At 71.9% G+C, this 26,838-nt stretch carries 23 protein-coding genes; 20 read left to right on the top strand and 3 right to left on the bottom strand.

All coding sequences use genetic code 11. The annotated features are described in order from the left end of the window. Positions 1-97 precede the first annotated feature (97 nt). Positions 98-1,366 carry a geranylgeranyl reductase family protein gene (locus ACWEPF_RS20225; RefSeq protein ID WP_380149460.1) on the top strand — a complete coding sequence of 423 codons (1,269 nt, stop codon included), beginning with the start codon at positions 98-100 and terminating at the stop codon, positions 1,364-1,366. Positions 1,367-1,547: 181 nt separating this feature from the next. Here the strand turns inward: ACWEPF_RS20225 and ACWEPF_RS20220 are convergent, their stop codons facing one another. After that, the gene (locus ACWEPF_RS20220) at positions 1,548-2,207 is read right to left on the bottom strand and encodes a peptidylprolyl isomerase (protein ID WP_452173636.1); all 660 of its coding nucleotides are present in this window, start codon (positions 2,205-2,207) and stop codon (positions 1,548-1,550) included. Positions 2,208-2,425: 218 nt separating this feature from the next. Here ACWEPF_RS20220 and ACWEPF_RS20215 point away from each other — a divergent pair, with 218 nt between their 5' ends. Beyond that, the gene (locus tag ACWEPF_RS20215) at positions 2,426-3,364 is read left to right on the top strand and encodes a DMT family transporter (protein ID WP_452173635.1); all 939 of its coding nucleotides are present in this window, start codon (positions 2,426-2,428) and stop codon (positions 3,362-3,364) included. Between the two features lie 82 nt (positions 3,365-3,446). On the opposite strand, the gene ACWEPF_RS20210 is transcribed toward ACWEPF_RS20215, so the two are convergent. Further along, complete coding sequence (locus ACWEPF_RS20210) at positions 3,447-4,001, bottom strand: hypothetical protein (protein WP_452173634.1); 555 nt, start codon at positions 3,999-4,001, stop codon at positions 3,447-3,449. Positions 4,002-4,153: 152 nt separating this feature from the next. On the opposite strand from ACWEPF_RS20210, the gene ACWEPF_RS20205 reads away from it, so the two are divergent. From ACWEPF_RS20205 to ACWEPF_RS20125, 17 genes are all read left to right on the top strand, one after another. After that, the gene (locus ACWEPF_RS20205) at positions 4,154-5,119 is read left to right on the top strand and encodes a sensor histidine kinase (protein WP_452173633.1); all 966 of its coding nucleotides are present in this window, start codon (positions 4,154-4,156) and stop codon (positions 5,117-5,119) included. After that, positions 5,074-5,784 (top strand): response regulator, encoded by a 711-nt coding sequence (locus ACWEPF_RS20200; protein ID WP_452173632.1) that lies wholly within the window; start codon positions 5,074-5,076, stop codon positions 5,782-5,784. The genes ACWEPF_RS20205 and ACWEPF_RS20200 overlap by 46 nt, the downstream gene beginning before the upstream one ends. Before the next feature lie 439 nt (positions 5,785-6,223). Then, on the top strand, positions 6,224-6,583 hold the full coding sequence (locus ACWEPF_RS20195; RefSeq protein ID WP_014137597.1) for an NADH-quinone oxidoreductase subunit A: 360 nt from the start codon (positions 6,224-6,226) through the stop codon (positions 6,581-6,583). A gap of 90 nt (positions 6,584-6,673) precedes the next feature. Then, positions 6,674-7,228 (top strand): NuoB/complex I 20 kDa subunit family protein, encoded by a 555-nt coding sequence (locus tag ACWEPF_RS20190; protein ID WP_345283909.1) that lies wholly within the window; start codon positions 6,674-6,676, stop codon positions 7,226-7,228. Next, positions 7,225-7,941, top strand: coding sequence for an NADH-quinone oxidoreductase subunit C (locus tag ACWEPF_RS20185; protein WP_449796887.1), 717 nt, complete (start codon positions 7,225-7,227; stop codon positions 7,939-7,941). The genes ACWEPF_RS20190 and ACWEPF_RS20185 overlap by 4 nt, the downstream gene beginning before the upstream one ends. Further along, entirely contained in the window at positions 7,941-9,263 is a 1,323-nt protein-coding gene (locus tag ACWEPF_RS20180; RefSeq protein ID WP_452173631.1) for an NADH-quinone oxidoreductase subunit D, read from the top strand. The genes ACWEPF_RS20185 and ACWEPF_RS20180 overlap by 1 nt, the downstream gene beginning before the upstream one ends. A 20-nt stretch (positions 9,264-9,283) precedes the next feature. Further along, a complete protein-coding gene (gene nuoE, locus ACWEPF_RS20175; protein WP_345283980.1) occupies positions 9,284-10,003 on the top strand; it encodes an NADH-quinone oxidoreductase subunit NuoE in 720 nt (239 codons plus the stop codon). Then, positions 10,003-11,358, top strand: a complete 1,356-nt coding sequence (nuoF, locus tag ACWEPF_RS20170; RefSeq protein WP_345283915.1) for an NADH-quinone oxidoreductase subunit NuoF — start codon at positions 10,003-10,005, stop codon at positions 11,356-11,358. Before nuoE ends, nuoF begins: the two co-directional genes overlap by 1 nt. Next, complete coding sequence (locus ACWEPF_RS20165) at positions 11,355-13,796, top strand: NADH-quinone oxidoreductase subunit G (RefSeq protein ID WP_452173630.1); 2,442 nt, start codon at positions 11,355-11,357, stop codon at positions 13,794-13,796. The genes nuoF and ACWEPF_RS20165 overlap by 4 nt, the downstream gene beginning before the upstream one ends. Beyond that, positions 13,793-15,124 (top strand): NADH-quinone oxidoreductase subunit NuoH, encoded by a 1,332-nt coding sequence (nuoH, locus tag ACWEPF_RS20160; protein WP_452173629.1) that lies wholly within the window; start codon positions 13,793-13,795, stop codon positions 15,122-15,124. The genes ACWEPF_RS20165 and nuoH overlap by 4 nt, the downstream gene beginning before the upstream one ends. A 4-nt stretch (positions 15,125-15,128) precedes the next feature. Next, complete coding sequence (gene nuoI / locus ACWEPF_RS20155) at positions 15,129-15,713, top strand: NADH-quinone oxidoreductase subunit NuoI (RefSeq protein ID WP_449796884.1); 585 nt, start codon at positions 15,129-15,131, stop codon at positions 15,711-15,713. Beyond that, positions 15,710-16,555, top strand: coding sequence for an NADH-quinone oxidoreductase subunit J (locus ACWEPF_RS20150; protein WP_345283923.1), 846 nt, complete (start codon positions 15,710-15,712; stop codon positions 16,553-16,555). The genes nuoI and ACWEPF_RS20150 overlap by 4 nt, the downstream gene beginning before the upstream one ends. Beyond that, positions 16,552-16,851, top strand: coding sequence for an NADH-quinone oxidoreductase subunit NuoK (gene nuoK, locus ACWEPF_RS20145; RefSeq protein WP_057227572.1), 300 nt, complete (start codon positions 16,552-16,554; stop codon positions 16,849-16,851). The genes ACWEPF_RS20150 and nuoK overlap by 4 nt, the downstream gene beginning before the upstream one ends. Positions 16,852-16,865: 14 nt before the next feature. Further along, on the top strand, positions 16,866-18,761 hold the full coding sequence (nuoL, locus tag ACWEPF_RS20140; RefSeq protein ID WP_345283926.1) for an NADH-quinone oxidoreductase subunit L: 1,896 nt from the start codon (positions 16,866-16,868) through the stop codon (positions 18,759-18,761). Positions 18,762-18,792: 31 nt separating this feature from the next. Next, positions 18,793-20,409, top strand: a complete 1,617-nt coding sequence (locus tag ACWEPF_RS20135; protein WP_452173628.1) for an NADH-quinone oxidoreductase subunit M — start codon at positions 18,793-18,795, stop codon at positions 20,407-20,409. Next, positions 20,406-22,037, top strand: coding sequence for an NADH-quinone oxidoreductase subunit NuoN (gene nuoN, locus ACWEPF_RS20130; protein WP_452173627.1), 1,632 nt, complete (start codon positions 20,406-20,408; stop codon positions 22,035-22,037). The genes ACWEPF_RS20135 and nuoN overlap by 4 nt, the downstream gene beginning before the upstream one ends. 172 nt (positions 22,038-22,209) lie before the next feature. Continuing rightward, a complete protein-coding gene (locus tag ACWEPF_RS20125; RefSeq protein WP_345283932.1) occupies positions 22,210-23,223 on the top strand; it encodes a polyprenyl synthetase family protein in 1,014 nt (337 codons plus the stop codon). A gap of 120 nt (positions 23,224-23,343) precedes the next feature. Here the strand turns inward: ACWEPF_RS20125 and ACWEPF_RS20120 are convergent, their stop codons facing one another. Further along, positions 23,344-25,821, bottom strand: coding sequence for an FtsX-like permease family protein (locus ACWEPF_RS20120; RefSeq protein ID WP_452173626.1), 2,478 nt, complete (start codon positions 25,819-25,821; stop codon positions 23,344-23,346). Between the two features lie 195 nt (positions 25,822-26,016). Here ACWEPF_RS20120 and ACWEPF_RS20115 point away from each other — a divergent pair, with 195 nt between their 5' ends. Further along, entirely contained in the window at positions 26,017-26,676 is a 660-nt protein-coding gene (locus ACWEPF_RS20115; RefSeq protein WP_452173671.1) for a LuxR C-terminal-related transcriptional regulator, read from the top strand. Positions 26,677-26,838: the final 162 nt, after the last annotated feature.

The following is a 26,838-nucleotide window of genomic DNA, read 5'->3' as shown; positions in this document are numbered from 1 at the left end:
TGGCTAGACTCGACCGAGCCCGCAGTCTTGACGTAGTGGAGTGTGCCCAGCCGTGTCCGACACCGCAGTTGACCTGAGCAGCGAGTCCAGCGAGACGGTGGAGAGCACCGCCGACGTGATCGTGGTCGGGGCCGGCCCGGCCGGGGCCACCACCGCGTACTACCTGGCCCAGGCGGGGCTGGACGTCCTGCTGCTGGAGAAGACCGAGTTCCCGCGCGAGAAGGTCTGCGGCGACGGTCTGACCCCGCGCGCCACCAAGCAGTTGGTGGACATGGGCATCGACGTCTCCACCTCCAACGGCTGGCTGCACAACAAGGGCCTGCGGATCATCGGCGGCGGCGTCCGGCTGGAGCTGGACTGGCCGGAGCTCTCCGCGTACCCGGACTACGGCCTGGTCCGCAAGCGCGCCGACTTCGACGAGCTGCTGGCCCGTCAGGCCCAGAAGGCCGGCGCCCGGCTGTACGAGAAGTGCAACGTGACCGGCCCGGTGCTGGACGACCGCAGCGGCCGGATCGTGGGCGTCACCGCCAAGTTGGGCGACGAGAAGCGCCCGGTGGTCTTCCGCGCCCCGCTGGTGGTCGCGGCCGACGGCAACTCCACCCGGCTCTCGCTGGCGATGGGCCTGCACCGCCGCGAGGACCGCCCGATGGGCGTCGCCTACCGCACCTACTTCACCTCGCCCCGGCACGACGACGACTACCTCGAGTCCTGGCTGGAGCTCTGGGACACCCGGGGCGGCGAGAAGAAGCTGCTGCCCGGCTACGGCTGGGTCTTCGGCATGGGCGACGGCACCTCCAACGTCGGCCTCGGCATCCTCAACTCCTCGCCCGCGTTCGGGGAGTTGGACTGGCGCGAGGTGCTCAAGGCCTGGTGCGCCTCGATGCCCGCCGAGTGGGGCTACACCCCCGAGAACATGACCGACCCGATCCGCGGCGCCGCCCTCCCGATGGCCTTCAACCGCCAGCCGCACTACACCCGGGGCCTGCTGCTGGTCGGCGACGCCGGCGGCATGGTCAACCCCTTCAACGGCGAGGGCATCGCCTACGCCATGGAGTCCGGCCAGATCGCGGCCGGCGTCATCGTCCAGGCCCACGCCCGGATCACCCCCGAGGGCCGCGAGCGCGCCCTCCAGGCCTACCCGCGCATCCTCAAGGACGTCTACGGCGGCTACTACACCCTCGGCCGCGGCTTCGTGAAGCTCATCGGCAACCCCAAGGTGATGCAGCTCGCCACCCAGCGCGGCCTCACCCACCCGGTCCTGATGAAGTTCGTCCTCAAGATGCTCGCCAACCTCACCGACCCCCAGGGCGGCGACGCCATGGACCGCATCATCAACGGCCTCGCCAAGGTCGCCCCCAACGCCTGACGCTCGCCGGGCCCGTACCGATCAGGGATGCAGGGCGGTGCGGGCCGTGGTGGCGAAGGCCGACACCGCGTCCCAGAACTCGATGACGGCGCGGTGCAGTTCGTTCCGGCAGAGGGCGATGCCCATGTCGCCCCCTCCCGTCCGGCGGGCGGGGGCCGTGCCGGACGGGAGCGGGCGGGGGTCAGCGCTTGGTGATCTTGACGTTCTTGAAGGTGGGGACGAGGTTGGGGTAGCCGTCGCCGGGGTTGTTCTGGGAGTCGGATCCGGCGGCGGCGATCTTCTGGAGGACGTCGAGGCCGGCGGTGACCCGGCCGAAGGGGGTGTAGGCGGGGGAGAGCTTGGTGTCCTTCCAGGTGAAGAAGAACTGGCTGCCGTTGGTGTTCGGGCCGGCGTTGGCCATCGCGACGGTGCCGGCGGGGTAGGTGGCGCCGGTGAGGTTCTCGTCGGGGAAGGAGTAGCCGGGGCCGCCGCTGCCGGTGCCGGTCGGGTCGCCGCACTGGAGGACGAAGATCCGCTCGGTGGTGAGCCGGTGGCAGTGGCTCTTGTCGAAGTAGTCCCGTTCGGCGAGGAAGCGGAACGAGAAGGTGGTGCACGGCGCCTTGTCGGTCAAGGCCTGGAAGGTGATGGTGCCCTGAGTGGTCCTCAGGGTGGCGCTGTAGGGCTGGGCCGCCTTCTTGGCGTCGAAGACCGGGATGCCCTTGAAGTTGTCGGCGGGCACGGCCGGTGTGTAGGTGCAGCTGGCGGTGGCCGCGGGGGCGGCGTCCGCGACGCCGACCGAGGTGGTGAGGGCGAGCGGCAGGGTGGTGGCGGCGGTGAGCAGGGCCCAGTGTTTGCGCAGCACTTGAGGAGCCTCCGGGGAGCGGCGGGGAGTTGGCATGGCGCAATCATCAATGCCCGGACGCCCGTTCGGTATGCACGTCGTCAGGTTGCTTCGTGAAGCTGCCGGTTGACCGGTGGGTGGAATGGTGTTGATCGACTGTGCGGGCGTGCGGGACGATGCCCGCGACCAGACCGTTCGGCGTCGCACGGCTCCCGCTCCCGTTCCTCGGAGGAGACCGCATGCGTGCTCCGTCCCTCGCCCCGTTCGCCCGCGACCTGCCCGTGCTCGGCGTCGCGGTGGCCTGGGGGTCCAGCTTCCTGGCGGTCAAGAACGTGGCCACCGACCAGAGCGTGGTGGCCATGCTGGTGCTGCGCTTCGGGGTGGCGCTGCCGCTGCTGGCGCTGTTCACCTGGCGCGGGCTGCGCCGCTTCGGGCCGAGGCAGTGGCTGGGCGGGGCCTCGCTGGGGCTGGTGCTCGGTGCGGTATTCCTGCTGGAGACCTACGGGGCGGTGCACACCTCGGCGACCAACGCCGGACTGGTCATCAGCCTCACCATGGTCTTCACCCCGCTCGCGGAGAGCGCGCTGGCCCGGACCGGGCTGCCCCGGCCGTTCGTCGCGGCGGCCGGACTCTCGGTGCTCGGGGTGGCGCTGCTGACCGGGGGCGGCGGCCTTCGGATGCCGGGGCTCGGTGACCTGCTGGTGCTCGGGGCGGCGCTGGTGCGGACGGCGCACGTGCTCACCATGGCCCGGCTGAAGTCCATCCGGGAGGCCGATTCGGGTGCTCTGACCTGGGTCCAACTGGCCACCGCCACGGTGGTGTTCGCGGCGATCGCGCCGTTCACCGGCACCTCCCCGCTGACCCTGGCGGCCTCCTACGGCGCCGCCGACTGGGCCGTGCTGCTGCACCTCTCGCTGGTCTGCACGATCTTCGCCTTCGTGGTCCAGATGTGGGCCGTCCGGACCACCTCGCCCTCCCGGGTCTCCCTGCTGCTCGGCACCGAACCGCTCTGGGCCGCCGTCTTCGGCATCACCCTCGCCGGTGACCACCTCGGCACGCTCGGCCTGCTCGGCGCCCTCTGCGTCCTGGCCGGCACCGAGTGGGGGCGCCGCACCGCCGCCCCGGCGGCGGTGTCGGAAGGCAAGGCGCCGCCGGTCGTGCAGCCCGAGCCCGTCTGACCGTCAGGCCCGGATGTTCATCAGGTGGCCGACTGTCCGGCTGCCTCACTGCGGGTCCGCCGTCCGGCCGCGTCGCCGAACATCACCGCCGGGAGCGGCGCCAGAAGTCGGCGGTGACGACGGCGAGGAGCGGGCCCCAGAGGAGGAGCGGGGTGTAGGCGGCGGTCATCAGGAAGCCGGCCAGGCCGTGCGGGGCTTCGGGGTTGCCCATGGCGGCGGGGTCGTACCAGGTGGTGGCGCCGTGGAGGGTGATCAGGGTGACGGCGAGGGCGCCGAGGGCGGCCGGGACGGCGGCGGTGGCCGGGGCGATGCGGCGGCCACCGATGAACGGGAGCCAGTGGGGGGCGCGTTGGCCCCAGGGGCGGACCAGGCCGAGGGTGAGGAAGGCGAGTGCCTCGGCGAGGGCGGAGAGGGCGAGCACGTAGACGGTGCCCCAGCCCGGCATGTGGGCGGTCATCTGGGCCTCCAGGGTGCCGGAGAAGCCGACCGGGATGCCGATGCCGAGGGCGATCCGCCAGAGGCCGGAGGGGAGGGCGGTCAGGGCGGCGAGCTGGGCGGTGCGGACGGCCCACGGGGCGGGCGGACGGACGACGGCGAGGGTGGGGGCGGGGGTGCCGGCGAGCAGGGTGGTGGGCATCGGGCTGCCTTTCGTGGTGGGTTGCTCGGGAACGGCTCAAGCCTCCCGGGGGCGGGGGAGCGGCGGCAGATGCCGAACGGGAGGTTCGGACGGGCCGTCATGTGCCGTTCGGCACGGGGTGGTCACCGGCAGCGGGCCCGTAGGGTGATCGGATGATCGTGAGGTGGGGGAGCGCGGGGGCGCCGGCGTCACTGGCGGTGACGGCCGTCGGGTGGTGGCTGGGCGGGCTCGGGGAGGCGGGCCGTGCCGTCGGGGTGCTGGTGGTGGTCGAACTGCTGGGCCTGCTCGGCCTGGTGGCGGCCGCGGTGCGAGGAAGGGCCTGGCCGACGGCGGTGGCGGCAGCCCTGGCGGCGGTGCTCTGGCCGCTCCGGTACACCGTGCCGGAGCGGCTGCCGGAGTTGGCCGGTCTGATCGGATTCGGGCTGCTGGCAGGCCTGTTGGCCGGGGCGGTCGGGCTGTACCTGGGGGCGCTGGACGAGCGGCGGCGGCGCGAGGTGGAGGCGGCCCGGCGCGCCCAGCGGGTCGAACTCGCGCACGATCTGCACGACTTCGTCGCCCATGACGTGAGCGGGATGGTGGCGCTGGCCCAGGCGGGCGGATTCGTGACGGAGGGTCAGCAGGAGCTGTTCCGGCGGATCGAAGAGGCCGGGCAGCAGGCGCTGGCCGCGCTGGACCGTACGGTGCATCTGCTCCGTACCGAGGAGGCAGCGCGGCGGGAGCCGCAGCCCGGCCTGGCCGAACTCACCGGCGTGGTCGAGCGGTTCGCCGCCTCCGGCCCGGCGGACGTCCGGCTGGAGCTGCCGGACCGAGCCGTCGGCCGGGAGGCCGGGGCGACCGTGCACCGGATCGTGGTGGAGGCGCTGACCAACGTCCGGCGGCACGCGCCGGACGCCACCCTGGTGGAGGTGGCGGTCCGGCCGGGGCCGGGGGGCGGCCTGGAGGTGCTGGTCACCGACGACGGCGGGGCCGCCCCGGCCCGGACCCGCCGCCGCGGCGGCCACGGGCTGCGCGGGCTGGCCGCCCGGGTGGAGGCGGTGGACGGGACGCTGGAGGCGGCCCGGACCGGAGCGGGATGGCGGGTCAGGGCGTACCTGCCGCCGGTCGAGGGGGAGTTGTGACGATCACCGTCCTGTTGGCGGACGACCACGCCGACATCCGCACGGCGTACCGGATCATCCTGGACGCGCAGCCCGACCTGACCGTGGTGGCCGAGGCGGCCGACGGGGAGCGGGCGCTGGAGCTGGCCCGGCGGCTGCGGCCGGACGTGGTGCTGGCGGACATCCGGATGCCCGGGCTGGACGGGCTGGAGCTGACCAGGCGGCTGGCCGGGCCGGGGGTGCCGGACCCGCTGCGGGTGGTCGTGGTGACCACCTTCGACCTGGACGAGTACGTGCACGCCGCGCTGCGGAGCGGCGCGGCCGGCTTCCTGCTCAAGCGCTCCGGCCCGGCGCTGTTGGTGGAGGCGGTCCGGGCGGCGGTGGCGGGGGACGCGCTGATCAGCCCGGAGGTGACGGTCCGTCTGCTGCGGATGATCGCTCCGCCGGCAGAGCCGGAGCCGGAGCCGGCGGCGCAGGCCACCCCGGGTGCCCGACCGGAGCAACTCACACCCAGGGAGGCCGAGATCGCCGCCCTGGTGGCGGACGGGGCGACCAACGCGGCGGTGGCCGCCCGGCTGTTCATCTCGCCGGGCACGGTGAAGAACCACCTCGCCAACATCCAGCGCAAGCTCGGCGTCCGGAACCGGGTCGGCGTCGCCGCCCACGTCTGGGGCGAACGCCGGTAGCGGAACCGGGCGTTCGTGCGCTTGTGAACGAAGGGTCAAGCGGCCGTTCCGAAGGGGCCACCCTCCCGGGTGGTCCCTTTATCACGTCAACCGCGCGGTCAGAAATTTGCATGATCACCAGCTGAGTTGATATGCGCATGGCCCACTGACCAGTCACTTCACAGGCGATTGCGACGTTTTGTGACCACTTGCCTGCACTGGGTTGATTGATCACGCCTTCCGCCCCTCCGTGATCCTTTGCGAGGTGGCGTAGATCACAAAGATCGTTCAGAACCGCGTGTCGCACGTCACAAGCCGACGGGCATAGGATGCGCTCGTTCCAAGCCTTGTGAACTGCCTCACATAGGTGGATCTCACGGGCTGGAAGCGGGTCGCGCGGAGCGTGATCCGGCAGTTCCGATCTGCAGTCACGGAAGACTGGACGGAGGGAGCGGGGGCTATGAATGCCTACGCGCCGATCCTCGTACTCGGTGCCATCGCGGCGGCGTTCGCGGTCGGCTCCGTCGTGATGGCCTCACTGACCGGCCCGAAGCGTTACAACCGGGCCAAGTTGGAGGCGTACGAGTGCGGCATCGAACCGACCCCGCAGCCGGTGGGCGGCGGTCGGTTCCCGATCAAGTACTACCTCACGGCGATGCTGTTCATCGTCTTCGACATCGAGATCGTCTTCCTCTATCCCTGGGCGGTCAGCTTCGACGCCCTGGGGATCTTCGGGTTGGTCGAGATGCTCCTGTTCATCGCCACCGTCTTCGTCGCCTACGCCTACGTCTGGCGTCGCGGCGGTCTCGAGTGGGACTGAACGCCCCGGTCGGGCGGCTCCCCGTGACGGTGCGGGCCGCTTGTGAACACGGGGGCAAGCCACCGGACTTGAGGGACTGAGAGGGAACTGATGGGTATCGAGGAGAAGCTGCCGAGCGGCTTTCTGCTCACCAGCGTGGAGGCCGCGGCGGGGTGGGTGCGCAAGGCGTCGCTCTTCCCGGCGACCTTCGGGCTGGCCTGCTGCGCGATCGAGATGATGACCACCGGCGCCGGCCGCTACGACCTGGCCCGGTTCGGCATGGAGGTCTTCCGCGGCTCGCCCCGGCAGGCCGACCTCATGATCGTGGCCGGTCGGGTGAGCCAGAAGATGGCGCCGGTGTTGCGCCAGGTGTACGACCAGATGGCCAATCCGAAGTGGGTCATCTCGATGGGCGTCTGCGCCTCCTCCGGCGGGATGTTCAACAACTACGCGATCGTCCAGGGCGTGGACCACATCGTCCCGGTGGACATCTACCTGCCGGGCTGTCCGCCCCGTCCGGAGATGCTGATGGACGCGATCATCAAGCTGCACGAGAAGATCCAGCACGAGCCGCTGGGCGTGAACCGGCTCCGGGCCGAGGAGTTGGCGGAGGAGCTGGCCCTGGAGGCCACCCCGACCAGCGAGATGCGGGGGCTGCTGCGATGAGCGAGCAGACGAGCGGCGAGAGCCCGGTCCCCGCCACCCGCAAGGAGATCCCCGTCGAGGTGATCGGCAAGCGGCAGGGCATGTTCGGTGCCAAGGGCACCGGCGACACCTCCGGCTTCGGCGGCCTGGCCGCCCCGATCGTGATGCCGCCGGCCAGCAGCCGCCCCTACGGGCACGGCTTCGACGAGGTCGCCGACGAGTTCGAGGGCGCGCTGGAGGAGCAGGGGCTCGACCCGGCCGAGGTGATCGAGAAGACCGTGGTGGACCGCGGCGAGCTCACCTTCCACATCGCCCGCGAGCACCTGCTGAAGGCCGTCCGCACCCTGCGCGACGACCCGGCGCTGCGCTACGAGCTCTGCCTCGGCGTTAACGGCGTGCACTACCCGGGCGACACCGGACGGGAGTTGCACGCGGTCTACCCGCTGCGCTCGATCACCCACGGCCGGCTGCTCCGGATCGAGGTCACCGCGCCGGACGCCGACCCGGTGATCCCCTCGGTGGTCAGCGTCTACCCGACCAACGACTGGCACGAGCGCGAGGCCTGGGACTTCTTCGGCCTGGTCTTCGACGGCCACCCGGCACTGACCCGGATCATGATGCCGGACGACTGGACCGGGCACCCGCAGCGCAAGGACTACCCGCTCGGCGGCATCCCCGTCGAGTACAAGGGCGCCCAGATCCCGGCGCCCGACCAGCGGAGGTCGTACAGCTGATGACCACTCACTACGAGGAAGCACGGGAGACCACCGAGGGGCGGGTCTTCACCGTCACCGGTGGCGACTGGGGCGAGGTGGTCGAGGCCGTCGGCCGGGCCGACGACGAGCGCATCATCGTCAACATGGGCCCCCAGCACCCGTCCACCCACGGGGTGTTGCGCCTGATCCTGGAGATCGACGGCGAGACGGTGACCGAGGCCCGGTGCGGGATCGGCTACCTGCACACCGGCATCGAGAAGAACATGGAGTTCCGGAACTGGGTCCAGGGCACCACCTTCGTGACCCGGATGGACTACCTGACCCCGATGTTCAACGAGACCGCGTACTGCCTCGCGGTCGAGAAGCTGCTCGGCATCACCGAGCAGATCCCGGACCGCGCCAGCGTGATCCGGGTGCTGATGATGGAGCTCAACCGGATCTCCTCGCACCTGGTCTGCCTGGCCACCGGCGGCATGGAGATCGGCTCCACCACACTGATGATCTACGGCTTCCGGGACCGCGAACTCATCCTGGACGTCTTCGAGTTGGTCACCGGCCTGCGGATGAACCACGCGTACGTGCGCCCCGGCGGCCTCGCCCAGGACCTGCCGCCCGGTGCGGTGGACCAGATCCGCGAGGCGGTGAAGACGCTCCGCTCGCGGATGCACGAGTACGACAAGCTGGCCACCGGGAACCCTGTCTTCAAGGCCCGTCTGGTCGACGTCGGCTTCCTGGACCTGCCCGGCTGCCTGGCGCTCGGCGCCACCGGCCCGATCCTGCGGGCCACCGGACTGCCGCACGACCTGCGCAAGACCGACCCGTACTGCGGGTACGAGGACTACGAGTTCGAGGTCGCCACCGCGGACACCGCGGACTCCTACGGCCGGTTCCTGATCCGGCTGGAGGAGATGCACCAGTCGCTGCGGATCGTCGAGCAGTGCCTGGACCGGCTGAAGCCCGGCCCGGTGATGGTGGCCGACAAGAAGATCGCCTGGCCCGCCCAACTGGCCGTCGGCCCCGACGGGATGGGCAACTCGCTGGACCACATCCGGAAGATCATGGGCACCTCGATGGAGGCCCTGATCCACCACTTCAAGCTGGTCACCGAGGGCTTCCGGGTGCCGGTCGGCCAGGCCTACGCGGCCGTCGAGTCCCCCAAGGGCGAGCTCGGCGTGCACGTGGTGAGCGACGGCGGGACCCGCCCGTACCGGGTGCACTTCCGGGACCCGTCCTTCACCAACCTGCAGACGATGGCGGCGATGTGCGAGGGCGGCCAGGTCGCCGACGTGATCGTCGCGGTGGCCGGGATCGACCCGGTGATGGGAGGAGTGGACCGGTGAGCAGCGACGTCCAACTGGGGATGCCGGCCCTCCCCGCCAAGCCGTACCCGGCCGAGGTCGAGGCCCGACTGGCCGAGGACGCCAAGGAGTTGATCGGCCGCTACCCGGTGGCCCGGTCCGCCCTGCTGCCGCTGCTGCACCTGGTGCAGGCGGAGGAGGGCTGCGTGACGCCGACCGGTATCCGGTTCTGCGCCGAGCAGTTGGACCTGACCACGGCCGAGGTGACCGCGGTGGCCACCTTCTACACCATGTACCGGCGCCGCCCGGCCGGCGAGTACCACGTCGGCGTCTGCACCAACACGCTCTGCGCGGTGCTCGGCGGCGACGAGATCTTCGACGAGCTCAAGCAGCACCTGGGCGTGGAGAACAACCAGACCACCCCGGACGGCAAGGTCTCGATCGAGCGGATCGAGTGCAACGCGGCCTGCGACTACGCCCCCGTGGTGATGGTCAACTGGGAGTTCTTCGACAACCAGACCCCGCAGAGCGCACGGGAGTTGGTCGACCAGCTGAAGGACGGCCAGGAGGTGCGGCCGACCCGCGGCGCCCGGCTCTGCTCCTTCAAGGAGACCTCCCGCATCCTGGCCGGCTTCCCGGACGAGCGCCCCGGCGCGGTGGACGCCTCCGGCGCGGGCGGCGCGCCCTCGCTGGCCGGCCTGCGGCTCGCCAAGGGCGAGGCGCTGCCCGGCACCCCCGGCACCAAGGTCGTGGCTCCGAGGCACGAAGGGACCGAAGCGTGATGACCTCCGCAGAGCCGGCCGAGAAGCTGCTCTCGCCCGTGCTGTCCGCCTCCTGGGGCGACCACCGCCCCTGGAGCCTCGACACCTACCGCCGCCACGAGGGCTACGTCGGCCTGCGCAACGCCCTGGCGATGGCGCCCGACGAGGTGATCGCCCAGGTCAAGGACTCCGGCCTGCGCGGCCGCGGCGGGGCCGGCTTCCCGACCGGCATGAAGTGGCAGTTCATCCCGCAGAACGACGGCAAGCCGCACTACCTGGTGGTGAACGCCGACGAGTCCGAGCCGGGCACCTGCAAGGACATCCCGCTGCTGTTCGCCAACCCGCACTCGCTGATCGAGGGCATGATCATCGCGTCCTACGCGATCCGCTGCGAGCACGCCTTCATCTACCTGCGCGGCGAGGTCGTCCCGGTGCTGCGCCGGCTGCACGCGGCGGTCGCCGAGGCGTACGAGGCCGGGTACCTCGGCAAGAACATCCTCGGCTCCGGGATCGACCTGGACATCACCGTGCACGCGGGCGCCGGGGCGTACATCTGCGGCGAGGAGACGGCGCTGCTGGACTCGCTGGAGGGCCGCCGCGGCCAGCCCCGGCTGCGCCCGCCGTTCCCGGCGATCGCCGGCCTGTACGCCTGCCCGACGGTGGTGAACAACGTCGAGTCGATCGCCTCGGTGCCGCCGATCCTGGCCAGGGGCAACGAGTGGTTCAAGTCGCTGGGCACCGAGAAGTCCCCCGGCTTCACCCTCTACTCGCTCTCCGGGCACGTCACCAACCCCGGCCAGTACGAGGCCCCGCTCGGCATCACGCTCCGTCAGCTGCTCGACATCAGCGGCGGCATCCGGGCCGGGCACCGCCTGAAGTTCTGGACCCCGGGCGGCAGTTCGACCCCGATGTTCACCGACGAGCACCTGGACGTGCCGCTGGACTACGAGGGCGTCGGCGCGGCCGGCTCGATGCTCGGCACCAAGGCGCTGCAGGTCTTCGACGAGACCACCTGCGTGGTGCGGGCGGTCACCCGGTGGACCGAGTTCTACGCCCACGAGTCCTGCGGCAAGTGCACCCCGTGCCGCGAGGGCACCTACTGGCTGGTGCAGCTGCTCAAGCGGATCGAGGCCGGCGAGGGCACAGACGGCGACCTGGAGAAGCTGCTGGACATCGCCGACAACATCAACGGCAAGTCCTTCTGCGCGCTCGGCGACGGCGCGGCCAGCCCGATCGTCTCCTCGCTCCAGTACTTCCGCGAGGAGTACGAGCGGCACCTGACCGAGCGGCGCTGCCCGTTCGACCACTCCGCCTCCACCGTCTGGGCCGACCGCACCGCCCACGACCACACCACCGAGAGGGAGGTGCACGCATGACCGTGACCGAGCCGCCGAAGACCAGCACCGACCTCGTCACGCTCACCATCGACGGGGTCGAACTCCAGGTCCCCAAGGGGACCTTGGTGATCCGGGCCGCCGAGCAGATCGGCACCCAGATCCCGCGCTTCTGCGACCACCCGCTGCTCGCCCCGGCCGGGGCCTGCCGCCAGTGCATCGTGGAGGTCGAGGGCCAGCGCAAGCCGGTCGCCTCCTGCACCATTCCGGTGGCCGAGGGCATGGTGGTCCGCACCCAGGTCAGCTCCCCGGTGGCGGAGAAGGCCCAGCGCGGTGTGATGGAGCTGCTGCTGATCAACCACCCGCTGGACTGCCCGGTCTGCGACAAGGGCGGCGAGTGCCCCCTGCAGAACCAGGCGATGTCCACCGGCGACAGCGACACCCGCTTCGACGGGATGAAGCGCACCTACCCCAAGCCGCTGCCGGTCTCCACCCAGGTGCTGCTGGACCGCGAGCGCTGCGTGCTCTGCGCCCGCTGCACCCGCTTCTCCGAGCAGGTGGCCGGTGACCCGTTCATCGACCTGCTGGAGCGCGGCGCCAACCAGCAGGTCGGCACCGGGGCCGGGGACGACTTCGAGTCCTACTTCTCCGGCAACACCATCCAGATCTGCCCGGTCGGCGCGCTCACCTCGGCCGCCTACCGCTTCCGCTCCCGCCCGTTCGACCTGGTCTCCTCGCCCAGCGTCTGCGAGCACTGCTCCTCCGGCTGCGCCCAGCGCACCGACCACCGCCGCGGCAAGGTGCTCCGCCGGCTGGCCGGGGACGACCCGGCGGTGAACGAGGAGTGGAACTGCGACAAGGGCCGCTTCGCCTTCCGCTACGCCCAGCAGCGGGACCGGCTGACCAGCCCGATGATCCGCAAGGACGGCGAACTCGTCGCCGTCTCCTGGCCGGAGGCACTGGCCTTCGCCGCCGAGGGGCTGCGCGGCGCCAAGGCCGCCGTCCTGGCGGGCGGCCGCGTCACGGTCGAGGACGCCTACGGCTACGGCAAGTTCGCCCGGGTCGCGCTCGGCACCAACGACGTCGACTTCCGGGCCCGCCCGCTCTCCGCCGAGGAGGCCGACTTCCTGGCCTCCGAGGTGGCCGGCACCGGCGTGGACCTGGACGGCGAAGGCGTCTCGTACGAGGCGCTGGAGGCCGCACCGGCCGTGCTGCTCGCGGGCTTCGAGCCCGAGGAGGAGTCGCCGATCGTCTTCCTGCGGCTGCGCAAGGCCAACCGGGCCAAGGGGCTCCAGGTCTTCTCGGTCGCCTCGCACCGCAGCCGGGGACTGGCCAAGCTGCACGGCGCGCTGCTCCCGGCCGCGCCCGGCACCGAGGCCGAGTGGCTGACCGCCCTCGCGGAGGACACCGCACTCGGCGACGACGCCGGCCGCGCGGGTCAACTCCTGCGCCAGGCCGGTGCGGTGATCCTGGTCGGCGAGCGCCTCGCCACCGTGCCCGGCGGGCTGACCGCCGCGCTGCGGCTGGCCGCCGCCACCAGCGCCCGGCTGGCCTGGGTGCCGCGCCGGGCCGGTGAGCGCGGTGCGGTGGAGGCCGGTGCGCTGCCCGGCCTGCTGCCCGGCGGCCGTCCGGTCAGCTCCACCGACGCCCGGTCCGAGACCGCCGGCATCTGGGGCGCGGCCGAACTCCCGGCCCGCCTCGGCCGGGACACCGACCAGATCCTGGCGGCCGCCGCCCACGGCGACCTGGACGCGCTGGTGATCGGCGGGGTCGACCCGGACGACCTGGCCGACCCGGCGCTGGCCGACGAGGCGCTGGCCCGGGTCCGGTTCACCGTCTCGCTGGAGCTGCGCCCCTCCGCCGTCACGGCGCAGGCCGACGTGGTGCTGCCGGTGGCCGCGGTCACCGAGAAGGCGGGCACCTACCTCGACTGGGAGGGCCGGGTGCGGATGTTCGAGGCCGCGCTCAAGCCCGACCAGCTGATGGCCCGCCAACTGCACCCGGACGTCCGGGTGCTGAGCATGCTGGCCGACGCCCTGGGCCGCCCGATCGCCCTCGGCGACGTCCGGGCCGCCCGGCTGGAGCTGGACCGTTTCGCCCCGTGGGAGGGCGACCTGCCCACCGCTCCGAACGCCGCCCCCGCCCCGCTGCCCCGCCCGGCCACCGGCCAGGCCGTGCTGGCCGGCCACCGGATGCTGCTGGACAACGGCACCCTGCAGACCGGTGACGAGCACCTGGCCGGCACCCGGCACGCCGCGGTGGCCCGGATCTCGCCCGCCACCGCCGCCGAGATCGGCGCGGAGGAGGCACTGCGGATCACCGGCCCCGGCGGTTCGCTGGTCCTGCCGCTGGAGCTCAACCCCGAGCAGCCCGACCGCACCGTCTGGCTGCCCCTCAACTCCACGCCGGGCGGCGCCTTCCGCACCCTCGGCACCACCACCGGACACCTGGTGACCATCGCCCCGGCGGAGGAGTCATGACGCTGGCCGCATACGAGACCCTCGGCTTCTTCGGGCGCGACCCGTGGTGGCTGGTGCTGATCAAGGCGGTGTTCGTCTTCGCCTTCCTGGTCGGCACCGTGCTGATCGCGATCGTCTGGGAGCGCAAGGTCGTGGCCTGGATGCAGCTGCGCATCGGCCCCAACCGGCACGGCCCGTGGGGCATGCTGCAGTCGCTGGCCGACGGCGTGAAGCTGGCGCTGAAGGAAGACCTGGTGGTCACCGGCGCCGACAAGGTGGTCTACGTCCTGGCACCGATCGTCGCCGCGATCCCGGCCTTCATGGCCTTCGCGGTGATCCCGTTCGGCCCGGCCGGCAACGAGGTCTCCATCTTCGGCACCCGCACCCCGATGCAGCTGACCGACCTGCCGATCGCCCTGCTCTACATCCTGGCGGTGGCCTCGGTCGGCATCTACGGGATCGTGCTGGCGGGCTGGTCCTCCGGCTCGACCTACCCGCTGCTCGGCGGGCTGCGCTCCTCGGCGCAGATGATCTCCTACGAGATCGCGATGGGCCTGTCCTTCGCGGCGGTCTTCATCTACTCCGGCTCGATGTCCACCTCGGAGATCGTCGCCTCCCAGCAGCCGACCTGGTTCGCGGTGCTGCTGCCGGTGTCGTTCATCGTCTACGTCATCGCGATGGTCGGTGAGACCAACCGCGCCCCGTTCGACCTCCCCGAGGCCGAGGGCGAGCTGGTCGGCGGCTTCAACACCGAGTACTCCTCGCTGAAGTTCGCGATGTTCATGCTGGCCGAGTACGTCAACATGGTCACCGTCTCGGCGGTCGCCTCCACCCTCTTCCTGGGCGGCTGGCGGGCCCCGTACCCGATCTCCGCCTTCTGGGAGGGCGCCAACCACGGTTGGTGGCCGATGCTCTGGATCACCCTGAAGATCCAGCTGCTGCTGTTCTTCTTCATCTGGCTGCGCGGCACCCTGCCCCGGTTCCGCTACGACCAGTTCATGAAGCTGGGCTGGAAGGTGCTGATCCCGGTCTCGCTGGTCTGGCTGGTGATGGTGGCCACCGTCCGCGCGCTGCGCAACGAGGGCTACGACTTCGGCCAGGTGGTGCTGTACGTCGGCGCACCGGTGCTGGTGGTGCTGCTGCTGTTCCTGCTCCGCGACGTGGTCAAGGCCAAGGAGCCGGAGCAGCCGGCCGCCGCCGAGACCGAGTTCGACCCGATGGCGGGCGGCTACCCCGTCCCGCCGCTGCCCGGTCAGCAGCTCCCCCCGGTGCCCCGCCGTCGCAGCCGGGCCCCGCAACTCCAGGACGCCCTGAACGGCGCCAACTCCAACTCCGCGGAAGGGAGCTGAGACGATGTCGGACGAGAAGGCTGAGAAGCCGTCCATCCTCGGCCCGGCCGCTGGCTTCGGCGTGACCTTCAAGGCCATGTTCAAGAAGCGGCTCACCGAGCAGTACCCGGAGCAGAAGAAGCCCACCGCTCCCCGCTTCCACGGCCGGCACCAGCTGAACCGGCACCCGGACGGCCTGGAGAAGTGCGTCGGCTGCGAGCTCTGCGCCTGGGCCTGTCCGGCCGACGCGATCTACGTCGAGGGCGCGGACAACACCGACGAGGAGCGCTACTCGCCGGGTGAGCGCTACGGCGCGGTCTACCAGATCAACTACGCCCGCTGCATCCTGTGCGGGCTCTGCATCGAGGCCTGCCCGACCCGGGCGCTCACCATGACCAACGAGTACGAGCTGGCCGACTCCTCCCGGGCCGACCTGATCTTCACCAAGGAGCAGCTGCTGGTGGGGCTCACCGAGGGCATGGTCGAGGCGCCGCACGCCTACTACCCGGGGGCCGACGAGGGCGCGTACTACCGGGGCGAGATCACCGCGGCCGCTCCCGGCACCGTCCAGCAGGAGCGCACCGACCGGGAGAAGGAGGCGCAGTCATGACCTCCACCGGAGAGGCGGTCCAGTTCTGGATCCTCGCCGTGATCGCCGTCGGCGGTGCGCTCGGCATGCTGCTGCTCAAGAAGGCGGTGCACAGCGCGCTCTGCCTGGCCGCCACCATGATGGCCCTGGCGGTCTGCTACCTGGCCCAGGGCGCGGTCTTCCTGGGCGTGGTGCAGATCGTCGTCTACACCGGCGCGATCATGATGCTCTTCCTGTTCGTGCTGATGCTGGTCGGCGTGACGAGCGCCGACTCGCTGAAGGAGCAGCTCAAGGGCCAGCGGATCGCCGCGGTGCTCTGCGGCCTCGGCTTCGGCGTGCTGCTGATCGCCGGCATCTCCAACGCCAAGCTCTCCTCCTTCAGCGGACTGGCCGAGGCCAACGCCGAGGGGAACGTCCAGGGCCTGGCCCGGCTGCTGTTCACCGACTACGTCTGGGCCTTCGAGCTCACCGGTGCGCTGCTGATCACCGCGGCCATCGGCGCGATGGTGCTGACCCACCGCGAGCACGTCGAAGCCCCGCTCACCCAGCGGCAGTTGGCCGACCAGCGGGTCCGCGACAACATCCAGGTGCCGCCGCTGCCCGCCCCCGGCGTGTACGCCCGGCACAACGCGGTGGACATCCCGGCCCTGCTGCCGGACGGCACCATCAGCGAGGACTCGGTGATGGGCACGCTGCGCGAGCGCGGCCAGATCCGCGACGTCAGCCACGACATGCTGGAGCGGATGGCCGAGCTGGAGGGCCGCACCGCCGAGTACCTGGGCCGCGCCCCGTCGGCCCGGCCCGCGGTGGCCGGCCCGCGCAAGGCCGTCACGCCCGTCCTGAGCAAGGAGGAGGCGGAGTGAACCCCGTCAACTACCTCTACCTCTCCGCCCTGTTGTTCACCATCGGCGCCTCCGGCGTGCTGATCCGGCGCAACGCGATCGTGCTCTTCATGTGCGTCGAGCTGATGCTCAACGCCTCGAACCTGGCCCTGGTCACCTTCTCCCGGCTGCACGGCAACCTGGACGGCCAGATCATCGCGTTCTTCACCATGGTGGTCGCGGCGGCCGAGGTCGTGGTCGGCCTCGCCATCATCGTGTCCATCTTCCGGTCCAGGCACTCGGCTTCGGTCGATGACAGCAACCTGATGAAGCTGTAGGCGGAGGGCCCACGGTGAACTCACTCATTCCGCTGCTGGTGGCAGCGCCGCTGGCCGGAGCCGCCCTGCTGCTGCTCGGCGGCCGGCTCCTCGACCGCTTCGGTCACTGGCTGGCCACCGCGCTGGCCGCCGCCTCCTTCGGCCTCGGCCTGACGCTCTTCCTCGACCTGCTCGGCAAGGACGCCGAGCACCGGACGCTGACCTCCAAGCTCTTCACCTGGATCGAGGTGGGCGGCTTCAAGGCCGACCTGGCCTTCCAGCTGGACCAACTCTCGGTCACCTTCGTCCTGTTGATCTCCGGTGTCGGCACGCTCATCCACATCTACTCGATGGGCTACATGGCGCACGACGAGCGCCGCCGCCGCTTCTTCGCCTACCTCAACCTCTTCCTGGCCGCCATGCTGCTCCTGGTGCTGGCGGACAACTACCTGCTGCTGTACGCGGGTTGGGAGGGAGTCGGCCTGGCCTCGTACCTGCTGATCGGCTTCTGGCAGCACAAGCCCAGCGCGGCCGTGGCGGCCAAGAAGGCCTTCCTGGTCAACCGGGTCGGCGACCTCGGGCTGTCGATCGGCATCATGCTGATGTTCGTCGAGTTCGGCGACCTCTCCTTCACCGGGGTGTTCGGCACCGCCGACCAGGCGAGCGAGGGCAAGCTCACCGCGATCGCCCTGATGCTGCTGCTGGCCGCCTGCGGCAAGTCCGCCCAGGTACCGCTGCAGTCCTGGCTCGGCGACGCGATGGAGGGCCCGACCCCGGTCTCCGCCCTCATCCACGCGGCCACCATGGTGACCGCCGGGGTCTACCTGATCACCCGCTCCTCGGCCATCTTCGACCTGGCTCCGGACGCCCAGACCGTGGTCGTGGTGGTCGGTGCCGTCACCCTGCTCTTCGGTGCGATCGTCGGTTGCGCCAAGGACGACATCAAGAAGGCGCTCGCCGGCTCGACCATGTCGCAGATCGGCTACATGGTGCTGGCCGCGGGCCTCGGCCCGATCGGCTACGCCTTCGCCATCATGCACCTGGTGACCCACGGCTTCTTCAAGGCCGGGCTCTTCCTCGGCGCCGGATCGGTCATGCACGGCATGAACGACGAGGTGAACATGCGTCACTACGGCGGTCTGCGCAAGAAGATGCCGGTCACCTTCGTGACCTTCGGCCTCGGCTACCTGGCGATCATCGGCTTCCCCGGCCTGTCCGGCTTCTTCTCCAAGGACCTGATCATCGAGGCGGCCTTCGCCAAGGGCGGCACCGAGGGCTGGATCCTCGGCGTCTGCACCCTGGTCGGCGCCGCCGTCACCGCGTTCTACATGACCCGGGTGATGATCCTGACCTTCTTCGGCGAGAAGCGCTGGCAGCCCGACGCCGAGGGCCACGAGCCGCACCCGCACGAGTCCCCGGCCAGCATGACCCTGCCGATGGTCGTGCTGGCCTTCGGCTCGGTCTTCGCCGGTGGGATCTTCGCGCTGAACGAGTCCTTCGTCGGCTGGCTGGAGCCCGTCACCGGCCTGGCCCACGGCCACTCGCCGCTGAACGCCACCACCGTCACCGTGCTCACCTCGGTCTGCGTGGCCGGCGGCGTGCTGGTCTCCTGGCTGATGTACGGCCGCGGATCGGTGCCGGTCACCCCGCCGGTCGGCTCGCTGCTCACCCGGGCGGCCCGCCGCGACCTGCTCCAGGACGACTTCAACCACGCCGTCCTGGTCCGCCCCGGCTCCGCGCTCACCGCCTCGCTGGTCTACGCGGACAGCAAGGTGGTGGACGGCACGGTGAACGGCGTGGCCGCCGCGATCGGCGGCATCTCCGCCCGGCTGCGCCGCACCCAGACCGGCTTCGTGCGCAGCTACGCGCTCTCCATGTTCGGCGGCACGTTGGTGCTGGTCGCCACCACTCTCCTGATGAGGTCCGTGTGATGGATCGTGAATTCGCTTGGGAGGTAAGGCGATGAGCTATCTGCTGACCGCCACCTGTGCCGTCCCGGCCGTCGGGGCAGTGCTCACCGCGGCACTGCCCGGCGGCTCCACCGAGGCCCGCCGGCGGACCGCCAAGGTCGCCGCGCTGGCCCTCTCACTGGCCACCCTGGTACTGGCCGCGCTGGTCGTCACCGAGTTCGAACCGGGCGGCGCCCGTTACCAGTTGACCGAGTCGTACAGCTGGATCAAGTCCTTCGGGATCACCTTCTCGCTCGGCGTGGACGGCATCGGCGCGGTGCTGGTGCTGCTCACCGCGGTGCTGGTGCCGATCGTGATGCTGGCCTCCTGGCACGACGCGGAGCCGATCCAGAACCCGGACGGCACCTTCGAGAACCTGCGCCGCACCCAGGGCTTCTTCGCCCTGGTGCTGGCGGTCGAGGCGATGGTCCTGGTCTCCTTCCTGGCCACCGACGTCTTCGTGTTCTACGTCTTCTTCGAAGCCATGCTGATCCCGATGTACTTCCTGATCGGCGGCTTCGGCGACCGCGCGGGCGGCCCGGACGCGAGCGCCCAACGCTCGTACGCCGCCGTCAAGTTCCTGCTCTACAACCTGCTCGGCGGGCTGGTCATGCTGGCCGCCGTGATCGGGCTCTACGTGGTCGCCGCCGACCAGGGCCTGCCCACCTTCGACCTGCCGACGCTGAGCTCGGCCATCGCCGACGGCAAGCTGAACATCGACCCGGCCGCCGAGAAGGCGCTCTTCCTCGGCTTCTTCTTCGCCTTCGCGGTGAAGGCCCCGCTCTGGCCGCTGCACACCTGGCTGCCGAACGCGATGGGCGAGGCCACCGCCGGAACGGCCGTGCTGATCACGGCGGTGGTCGACAAGGTCGGCACCTTCGCGATGCTCCGGTTCTGCCTGGGCCTGTTCCCGGAGGCCTCCAAGGACTTCGGGCCGGCGATCCTGGTGCTCTCGCTGATCGGGATCGTCTACGGCGCGCTGCTCGCGGTGGGGCAGAAGGACATCAAGCGGCTGGTGGCGTACGCCTCCATCTCGCACTTCGGCTTCATCATCATGGGCGTCTTCGCCTTCACCAGCCAGGCGCAGAGCGGTGCCACGCTCTACATGGTCAACCACGGCATCTCCACCGCCGCCTGGATGCTGGTGGCCGGCTTCCTGATCTCCCGCCGGGGCTCGCGCCTGATCGCCGACTTCGGCGGCGTGCAGAAGGTGGCCCCGGTGCTGGCCGGCACCTTCCTGATCGGCGGCCTGGCCACCCTCTCGCTGCCCGGGCTCGCCCCGTTCGTCAGCGAGTTCCTGGTGCTGGTCGGCACCTTCGCCAAGTACCCGGCGGTGGGCATCGTGGCCACCCTCGGCATCGTGCTGGCCGCGCTGTACGCGCTGCTGCTCTACCAGCGCACCATGACCGGCCCGGTCACCCCCCAGGTCGAGGGCATGCCGGACCTGAAGGTCCGCGAACTCGCCGTGGTGGCACCGCTGGTGGCCCTGACCATCCTCCTGGGCGTCTACCCCAAGCCGCTCACCGACCTGGTCAACCCGGCGGTGGACGCCACGCTCTCCCAGGTCCACCAGACCGACCCGGCACCGGCCCACCCGGTCGCCGCCACCACCGGAGGTGAGCACAAGTGACCGGTTGGCTCACAGCGGCCGGCGGCAACAGCCCCAGCATCCCGGCCCCGCACGTCGAGTACGGCCAGCTCTCCCCGATGCTGATCGTGCTCGGGGCGGCCCTGCTCGGCATCCTCGCCGAGGCCTTCCTGCCCCGACGGGCCCGCTACGGCGCCCAGGTCACCATCGCGCTGCTCGGCCTCGCGGCCTCCTTCGCGGCCGTGGTGGTGCTGGCCGCCCAGGGCCACGCCACCACCGAGTCCGGGCTGCTGGCCATGGGCGCGGTCGCCATCGACGGCCCCGCGCTCTTCCTCCAGGGCGTCATCCTGCTGACCGCCGTGATGGCCGTCCTCACCTACGCCGAGCGGCGGTTGGAGCCGCGCCTGAACGGCCACGGGGTGGACGCCTTCGCGGCCCAGGGCGCCGCGGTGCCCGGCAGCGAGCAGGAGCGGCAGGCCACCAAGGCCGGCTTCACCTCCACCGAGGTCTACCCGCTCACGCTCTTCGCGGTCGGCGGCATGCTGCTCTTCCCGGCGGCCAACGACCTGCTGACCATGTTCATCGCGCTGGAGGTCTTCTCCCTCCCGCTCTACCTGCTCTGCGCGCTGGCCCGGCGCCGGCGGCTGCTCTCCCAGGAGGCCGCCGTCAAGTACTTCCTGCTCGGCGCCTTCGCCTCGGCCTTCTTCCTGTTCGGCACCGCACTGCTCTACGGCTACGCCGGGACGGTCCGGCTGTCCGGCATCGCCGACGTGGTCTCCGGCGTCGCCCAGGTCACCCCCGCACTGGCGAACACCACCCAGAACGACGCGCTGCTGCTGATCGGCCTCGCGATCCTCTCGGTCGGCCTGCTCTTCAAGGTCGGCGCGGTGCCGTTCCACTCCTGGACCCCGGACGTCTACCAGGGAGCCCCGACCCCGGTCACCGGCTTCATGGCCGCCGCCACCAAGACCGCCGCCTTCGGCGCCTTCCTGCGGCTGTTCTACGTCGCCTTCCCCGGCCTGCGCTGGGACTGGCGGCCCGTCATGTGGGGCGTGGCGATCCTGACCATGGTGGTCGGCGCGGTGCTGGCCGTCACCCAGCAGGACGTCAAGCGGCTGCTGGCCTACTCCTCGATCGCCCACGCCGGCTTCATCCTGACCGGCGTGATCGCCTCCAACAAGCAGGGCGTCGGGGCGGTGCTCTTCTACCTCGCGGCGTACTCCTTCGTCACCCTCGGCGCCTTCGCCGTGGTGACCCTGGTCCGCGACTCCAAGGGCGAGGCCACCCACCTCTCCAGCTGGGCCGGCCTCGGCCGCCGCTCCCCGCTCCTGGCGGCCGTCTTCGCCCTCTTCCTGCTGGCCTTCGCCGGCATCCCGCTCACCTCCGGCTTCACCGGCAAGTTCGCCGTCTTCCAGGCGGCGGCGGCCGGCGGAGCCACCCCGCTGGTGATCGTCGGCGTGCTCTCCTCCGCGGTGGCCGCCTTCTTCTACATCAAGGTCATCGTCCTGATGTTCTTCTCCGACCCGCGCCCCGGCGGCCCCGCCGTGGCCGTCCCCTCGGTGATGACCAGCACCGCCATCGCCCTCGGCGTGGTGGTCACCCTGGTCCTGGGCCTGGCCCCGCAGTACTTCCTCGACCTGGCCTCCTCGGCCTCCGTCTTCACCCGTTGAGGAACCACCCTGGGGCCCGTAGCCGCTGGCTACGGGCCCCGTTCCGTGCACGGTCGACTGTTGGTCCGCACGCCCGTGCAGTGATCGACTCGCGACCGGATACCCTCCTAGTAGGCCAGCGGCGGCACTCAGGGACCGGGCCGCTAATCGACCAGGGACAGGAGTGGTCTGCGTGACCGTCGTGGGGCCCTTCGGGCTGACCGTGCAGGACCGCGATCTGACCAGCGACGTCCAGGCCGGGATGGACGCGGTCGAGACCTCGCTGCTGGAGGCCGCCAAGAGCGAGGTGCCGTTCATCACGGTCACCGCGAGCCACCTGATCGAGGCCGGCGGCAAGCGCTTCCGCCCGCTGCTGGTGATGCTGGCGGCGCAGTTCGGCGACCCGTACGCGCCGGGGGTGGTCCCGTCCGCGGTGGTGGTCGAGCTGACCCACCTGGCGACGCTGTACCACGACGACGTGATGGACGAGGCGCCCGTGCGGCGCGGCGCCCCGAGCGCCAACTCCCGCTGGGACAACTCGGTGGCCATCCTGACCGGCGACTTCCTGTTCTCCCGCGCCTCCCAGGTGCTGGCCGACCTCGGGCCGGAGGCGGTCCGCATCCAGGCCGACGCCTTCGAGCGCCTGGTGACCGGTCAGATCCTGGAGACCGCCGGGCCGCGGCCCGGGGACGACCCGCTGCGGCACTACCTCGACGTGATCGCGGGCAAGACCGGCTCCCTGGTCGCCGTCGCCTGTCACCTCGGCGCGCTGATGGCCGGGGCCACGCCGGAGACGGTCGAGATCCTCCGGCAGTACGGCGAGCGGATGGGCACCGCCTTCCAACTCGCCGACGACGTGCTGGACATCGCCAGCGACGGCCACGAGTCCGGCAAGACCCCCGGGACCGACCTGCGCGAGGGCGTGCCGACGCTGCCGATCCTGCTGCTGCGTCAGATGCCGGTGGAGGAGGGCGACCCGGAGGACGTCCGCCTGCGGGAGCTGCTGGAGCTCGACCTCGCCGAGGACGACGAGCTGCACGCGGAGGCGCTGCGGCTGCTCCGCCGCCACCCCGCGCTGGAGCGGGCCCGCCGGGAGACCCTCGGCTACGCGGAGGAGGCCCGCGCCCTGCTGGCCCCGCTGCCGGACTGCCCGGCCAAGGCCGCCCTCCAGGGGCTCTGCGACGCGGTGGCCATCCGCACCATGTAGTCGCGCCGGGGAACGGCAGCACGTGCAACTGGCCGGCGTGCCCCGGTCTCACGCCGGGCCGACTTCCGATTCGCGCAGTTCCTCGCGCCCCCGGGGCCTTCGGCCCCTAGGCCCGGCCGGTCAGGGCGCGTGCAGGGCCTGGACGATGCGCATGCGCCGGACGCGGCGGGCCGGGAGCACCGAGGCCGCCACCCCGAGGAGGGCCGCGGCAGCCAGGACCAGGGTGACGGTGCCGTAGGGGAGGAAGGCCAGGGAGAGTCCCTCGCCGGTCACCGAGCGGGCCGCCAGGACCCCGTAGAGGCCGCCCAGGGCGGTGCCCGCGACGGCGCCGCCGAGGGCCAGCAGGGCGGCCTCCAGGGTGAGCAGGGAGCGCAGCTGCTCCCCGGTCAGGCCGATCGCCCGCAGCATGCCGAGCTCCCGGGTGCGCTCGTCCACCGAGAGGGTCAGGGTGGCGGCCACCCCGATCGCGGCGATCACCATCGAGAAGCCGAGCAGTGCGGTGGAGACCGTCAGCATGGTGTCCAGCACGTCCCGGACGTACGCCGCCTCGGAGGCGGAGTCGGTGACCCGGACGGAGGGGAAGCCGGCCAGGGCCTCGTCCACCGCGCGGCGGGCTGCGGCGCGGTCGGCGGAGCCGGCGGCGGCGATCCAGGCGGTGGCCACGGCGGCATCGGGCGCGGCCTTCGCCAGGGTGGCCGGGGTGACGTACACGGTGGCCTCGGGGAGCAGGGCGTACGGGAGGGCCGAGGGGCCGGGGCGGGTCTGCCAGGAGGTGCCGTCCGGGAGCCGGAGCGCTGCGGCGGGGCCGGTGGCGAGGGCCTCGCCGTCGCGCAGGGCACGGGCCTCGCCGACGCCCTCGGAGGAGCCGTTCAGCCGGGCCGGGTCGGCGGCGGCCACCACGGTGTCCTTGCCGCCGAGGCGGAGGGTGGCGCTGCGCACGGGGGTGACGGACAGTTCGGGGCGGCGCTCCAGGGCCGCCAGCGCGCCGGCCGGGATCCGGCCGTCCTCGGTGGCCAGGGCGAAGGCGCCGGGCTGACGGGCGCTCAGCATCTCCTCCAGCGAACCGCCCGCCGCCGAGATCGCGGTGGCCGCCGAGACCGCCACCGTGACCCCGACCAGCAGGGCCGAGGCGGCCGAGCCGGTGCGGCCGGGGTTGGCGCGCAGCTGCTGGGCGGCCAGCCGCCCCGTGGTGCCGAAGGCCCGGCGGGCCGGCAGGCCGAGCAGCGAGACCACCGGCGGCAGCAGGAAGCGGGCCAGCCGCAGGACGCCGAAGAAGCTGGAGACCGCGCCCACCGTGACGGCCAGCAGGGCGACGGCCGAACCGCCCTGACCGCCGATCACCAGCATCAGCACGCCGAAGCCGAGCAGCAGCGCCGAGACCGCCCCGCGCAGGTACCTGTTGCCGAGCTCGGGCAGGGCCGCGCCGGACTCGGAGAGCGCTGCCACCGGCGGTACCGCGGAGGCCAGCCGCGCCGGGCGCCGCACCGCCAGCGCGGTCAGCAGCAGTCCGAACAGACCCGCCGTCAGGAAGACCGGCCAGGACGGCAGCAGCGAGACCGAGACGGGCCCGAGGTCGAGCAGGGCCAGCACCCCGGTGCCCAGCAGACAGGCCAGCGCACCGGCCACCAGCCCGGCGGCCGAGGCCAGCACCCCGAGCATCAGCCCCTGCACCAGGATCATCCGCCGCACCTGCCGCCGCGAGGCGCCCACGCAGCGCAGCAGCGCCAACTGCCGGGCGCGCTGGGCCAGCACCACGGAGAAGGTGTTGGTGACCACCATCCGGGCCACCGCCAGGGCGATCAGCACGAAGGAGAGCGCGGCCGCCAGCACCACCGAGTACATCGCCCTGCTGCCGCTCCTCGCCTCCTCCACCGAGGCAGCCCGGGTACGGGCCGCCGCGCCGTCGCCGAGCGCCTGCCCGACTGCCTTCGCGGCGGCGGCCGGATCGGTGCCGGGGGACAGGGCCAGGTCGAGCTGAGCGGCCGTCAGGCGGGCCGCCCAGGCGGCGGCCGCGTCGTGCGGCAGGCCGAGCACCGGGTGGCCGGACAGGGTCGGCGAGCCTCCGGTGTCCAGCAGGCCGGTCAGGGCGGCCCGCCCGGTGGAGCCGTCGGCCCGGAGCACCGCGACCTGCCCGCCCGGGGAGACGCCGAGGCGGTCGGCGGTGGCCCGGTCCAGCAGCAGCTCACCGTCCCGGGACGGCCAGGAGCCCTCCGCCAGCCGCTGCCAGCGCAGCGCCGGGTCGGCGGCCACCGAGGTCACCACGGCGGCCTCGTCCAGCGGGCGGCCCGAGGCGGTGAGCACCGTGCCGCGGCCGGTCAGCCGCTCGGCCACCGCGGCCACCCCGGGCACCCGGGCGGCCCGGCGGGCCGCGTCCGCCGGCAGGCCCTCCCGGGCCCGGCCCTCGGCGGCGGTCACCTGCACCGCGCCCGGGCCGACCTCGGTGGCGGCGGTCTGCGAGAACGAGTCCACCAGGGCGCCGCTCGCCCCAACCGACAGCACCAGGAACGCCACCCCGACCGCCACCGCCACCCCGGTCAGCACCAGTTGGCGGGCCTGGCCCAGGAACTCCTTGACGGTGTAACGCCCCAGCGAAGCCATGGTGGCCGCCCCCTCTCGTGGTCCTGCTTCCACGCTAGGAGCGGGGCGGCGGGCCGGAGACGGCACGAGGCACGATCCCGGGTCATCCCGCGGTATGCCGTTGGGCGGCAGGGCCTCCGCCCGTGGGCTGACAGGCTGTCAGGGTGGGAGAGACTGGTTTCGAAACCTGCCGCCGTCGTTCGAAGGGCCGTCATGCTGCGCGTCGTCATCGCCGAGGACTCCGTACTGCTCCGCGAGGGCCTCACCCGGCTCCTCACCGACCGGGGCCTGGAGGTGGTGGCCGGGGTCGGTGACGGCGAGGCGCTGCTGCGCACCGTCCAGGGGCTGGCGGCGGAGGACGCCCTGCCGGACGTGGTGGTCGCCGACGTGCGGATGCCGCCGACGCACACCGACGAGGGGGTGCGGGCGTGCGTGGCGCTGCGCGGGCTGTACCCCGAGCTGGGGGTGCTGGTGCTCTCCCAGTACGTCGAGGAGAAGTACGCGGGGGAGCTGCTGGCCGGGTCCACCCGGGGGGTCGGGTACCTGTTGAAGGACCGGGTGGCGGAGGTGCGGGAGTTCGTCGACGCGGTGGTGCGGGTGGCCGGGGGCGGGACGGCGCTGGACCCGGAGGTGGTGCAGCAGCTGCTGATGCGCAGCCGCAAGGGCGACGCGCTGGCGGGGCTGACGCCGAGGGAGCGGGAGGTGCTCGGGCTGATGGCCGAGGGGCGCACCAACGCGGCGGTCGCCCGGCAGCTGGTGGTCTCCGACGGGGCGGTGGAGAAGCACGTCAGCAACATCTTCCTGAAGCTGGGCCTGGGGCAGAGCTCGGAGGACCACCGGCGGGTGCTCGCGGTGTTGACGTACCTGCGTTCGTAGCGCGCCCGCCCGGAGGCCCGCCAGGGCCGACAGGGGCGCGGGGAACTGCGCGCAGGGGAACGCGACGACCCGTGTGCCGGGTACGGACACTCACGTGCAAGTGGCTCTCCGTACCCGGCACACGGGTCTGCTTCTTCCGTCTCGCGCAGTTCCTCGCGCCCC

The sequence above is a fragment of the Kitasatospora sp. NPDC004289 genome (assembly GCF_053602875.1).
Note: the sequence above shows the minus strand (reverse complement) of the source record. Positions and strands in the feature narration are given on the sequence as shown.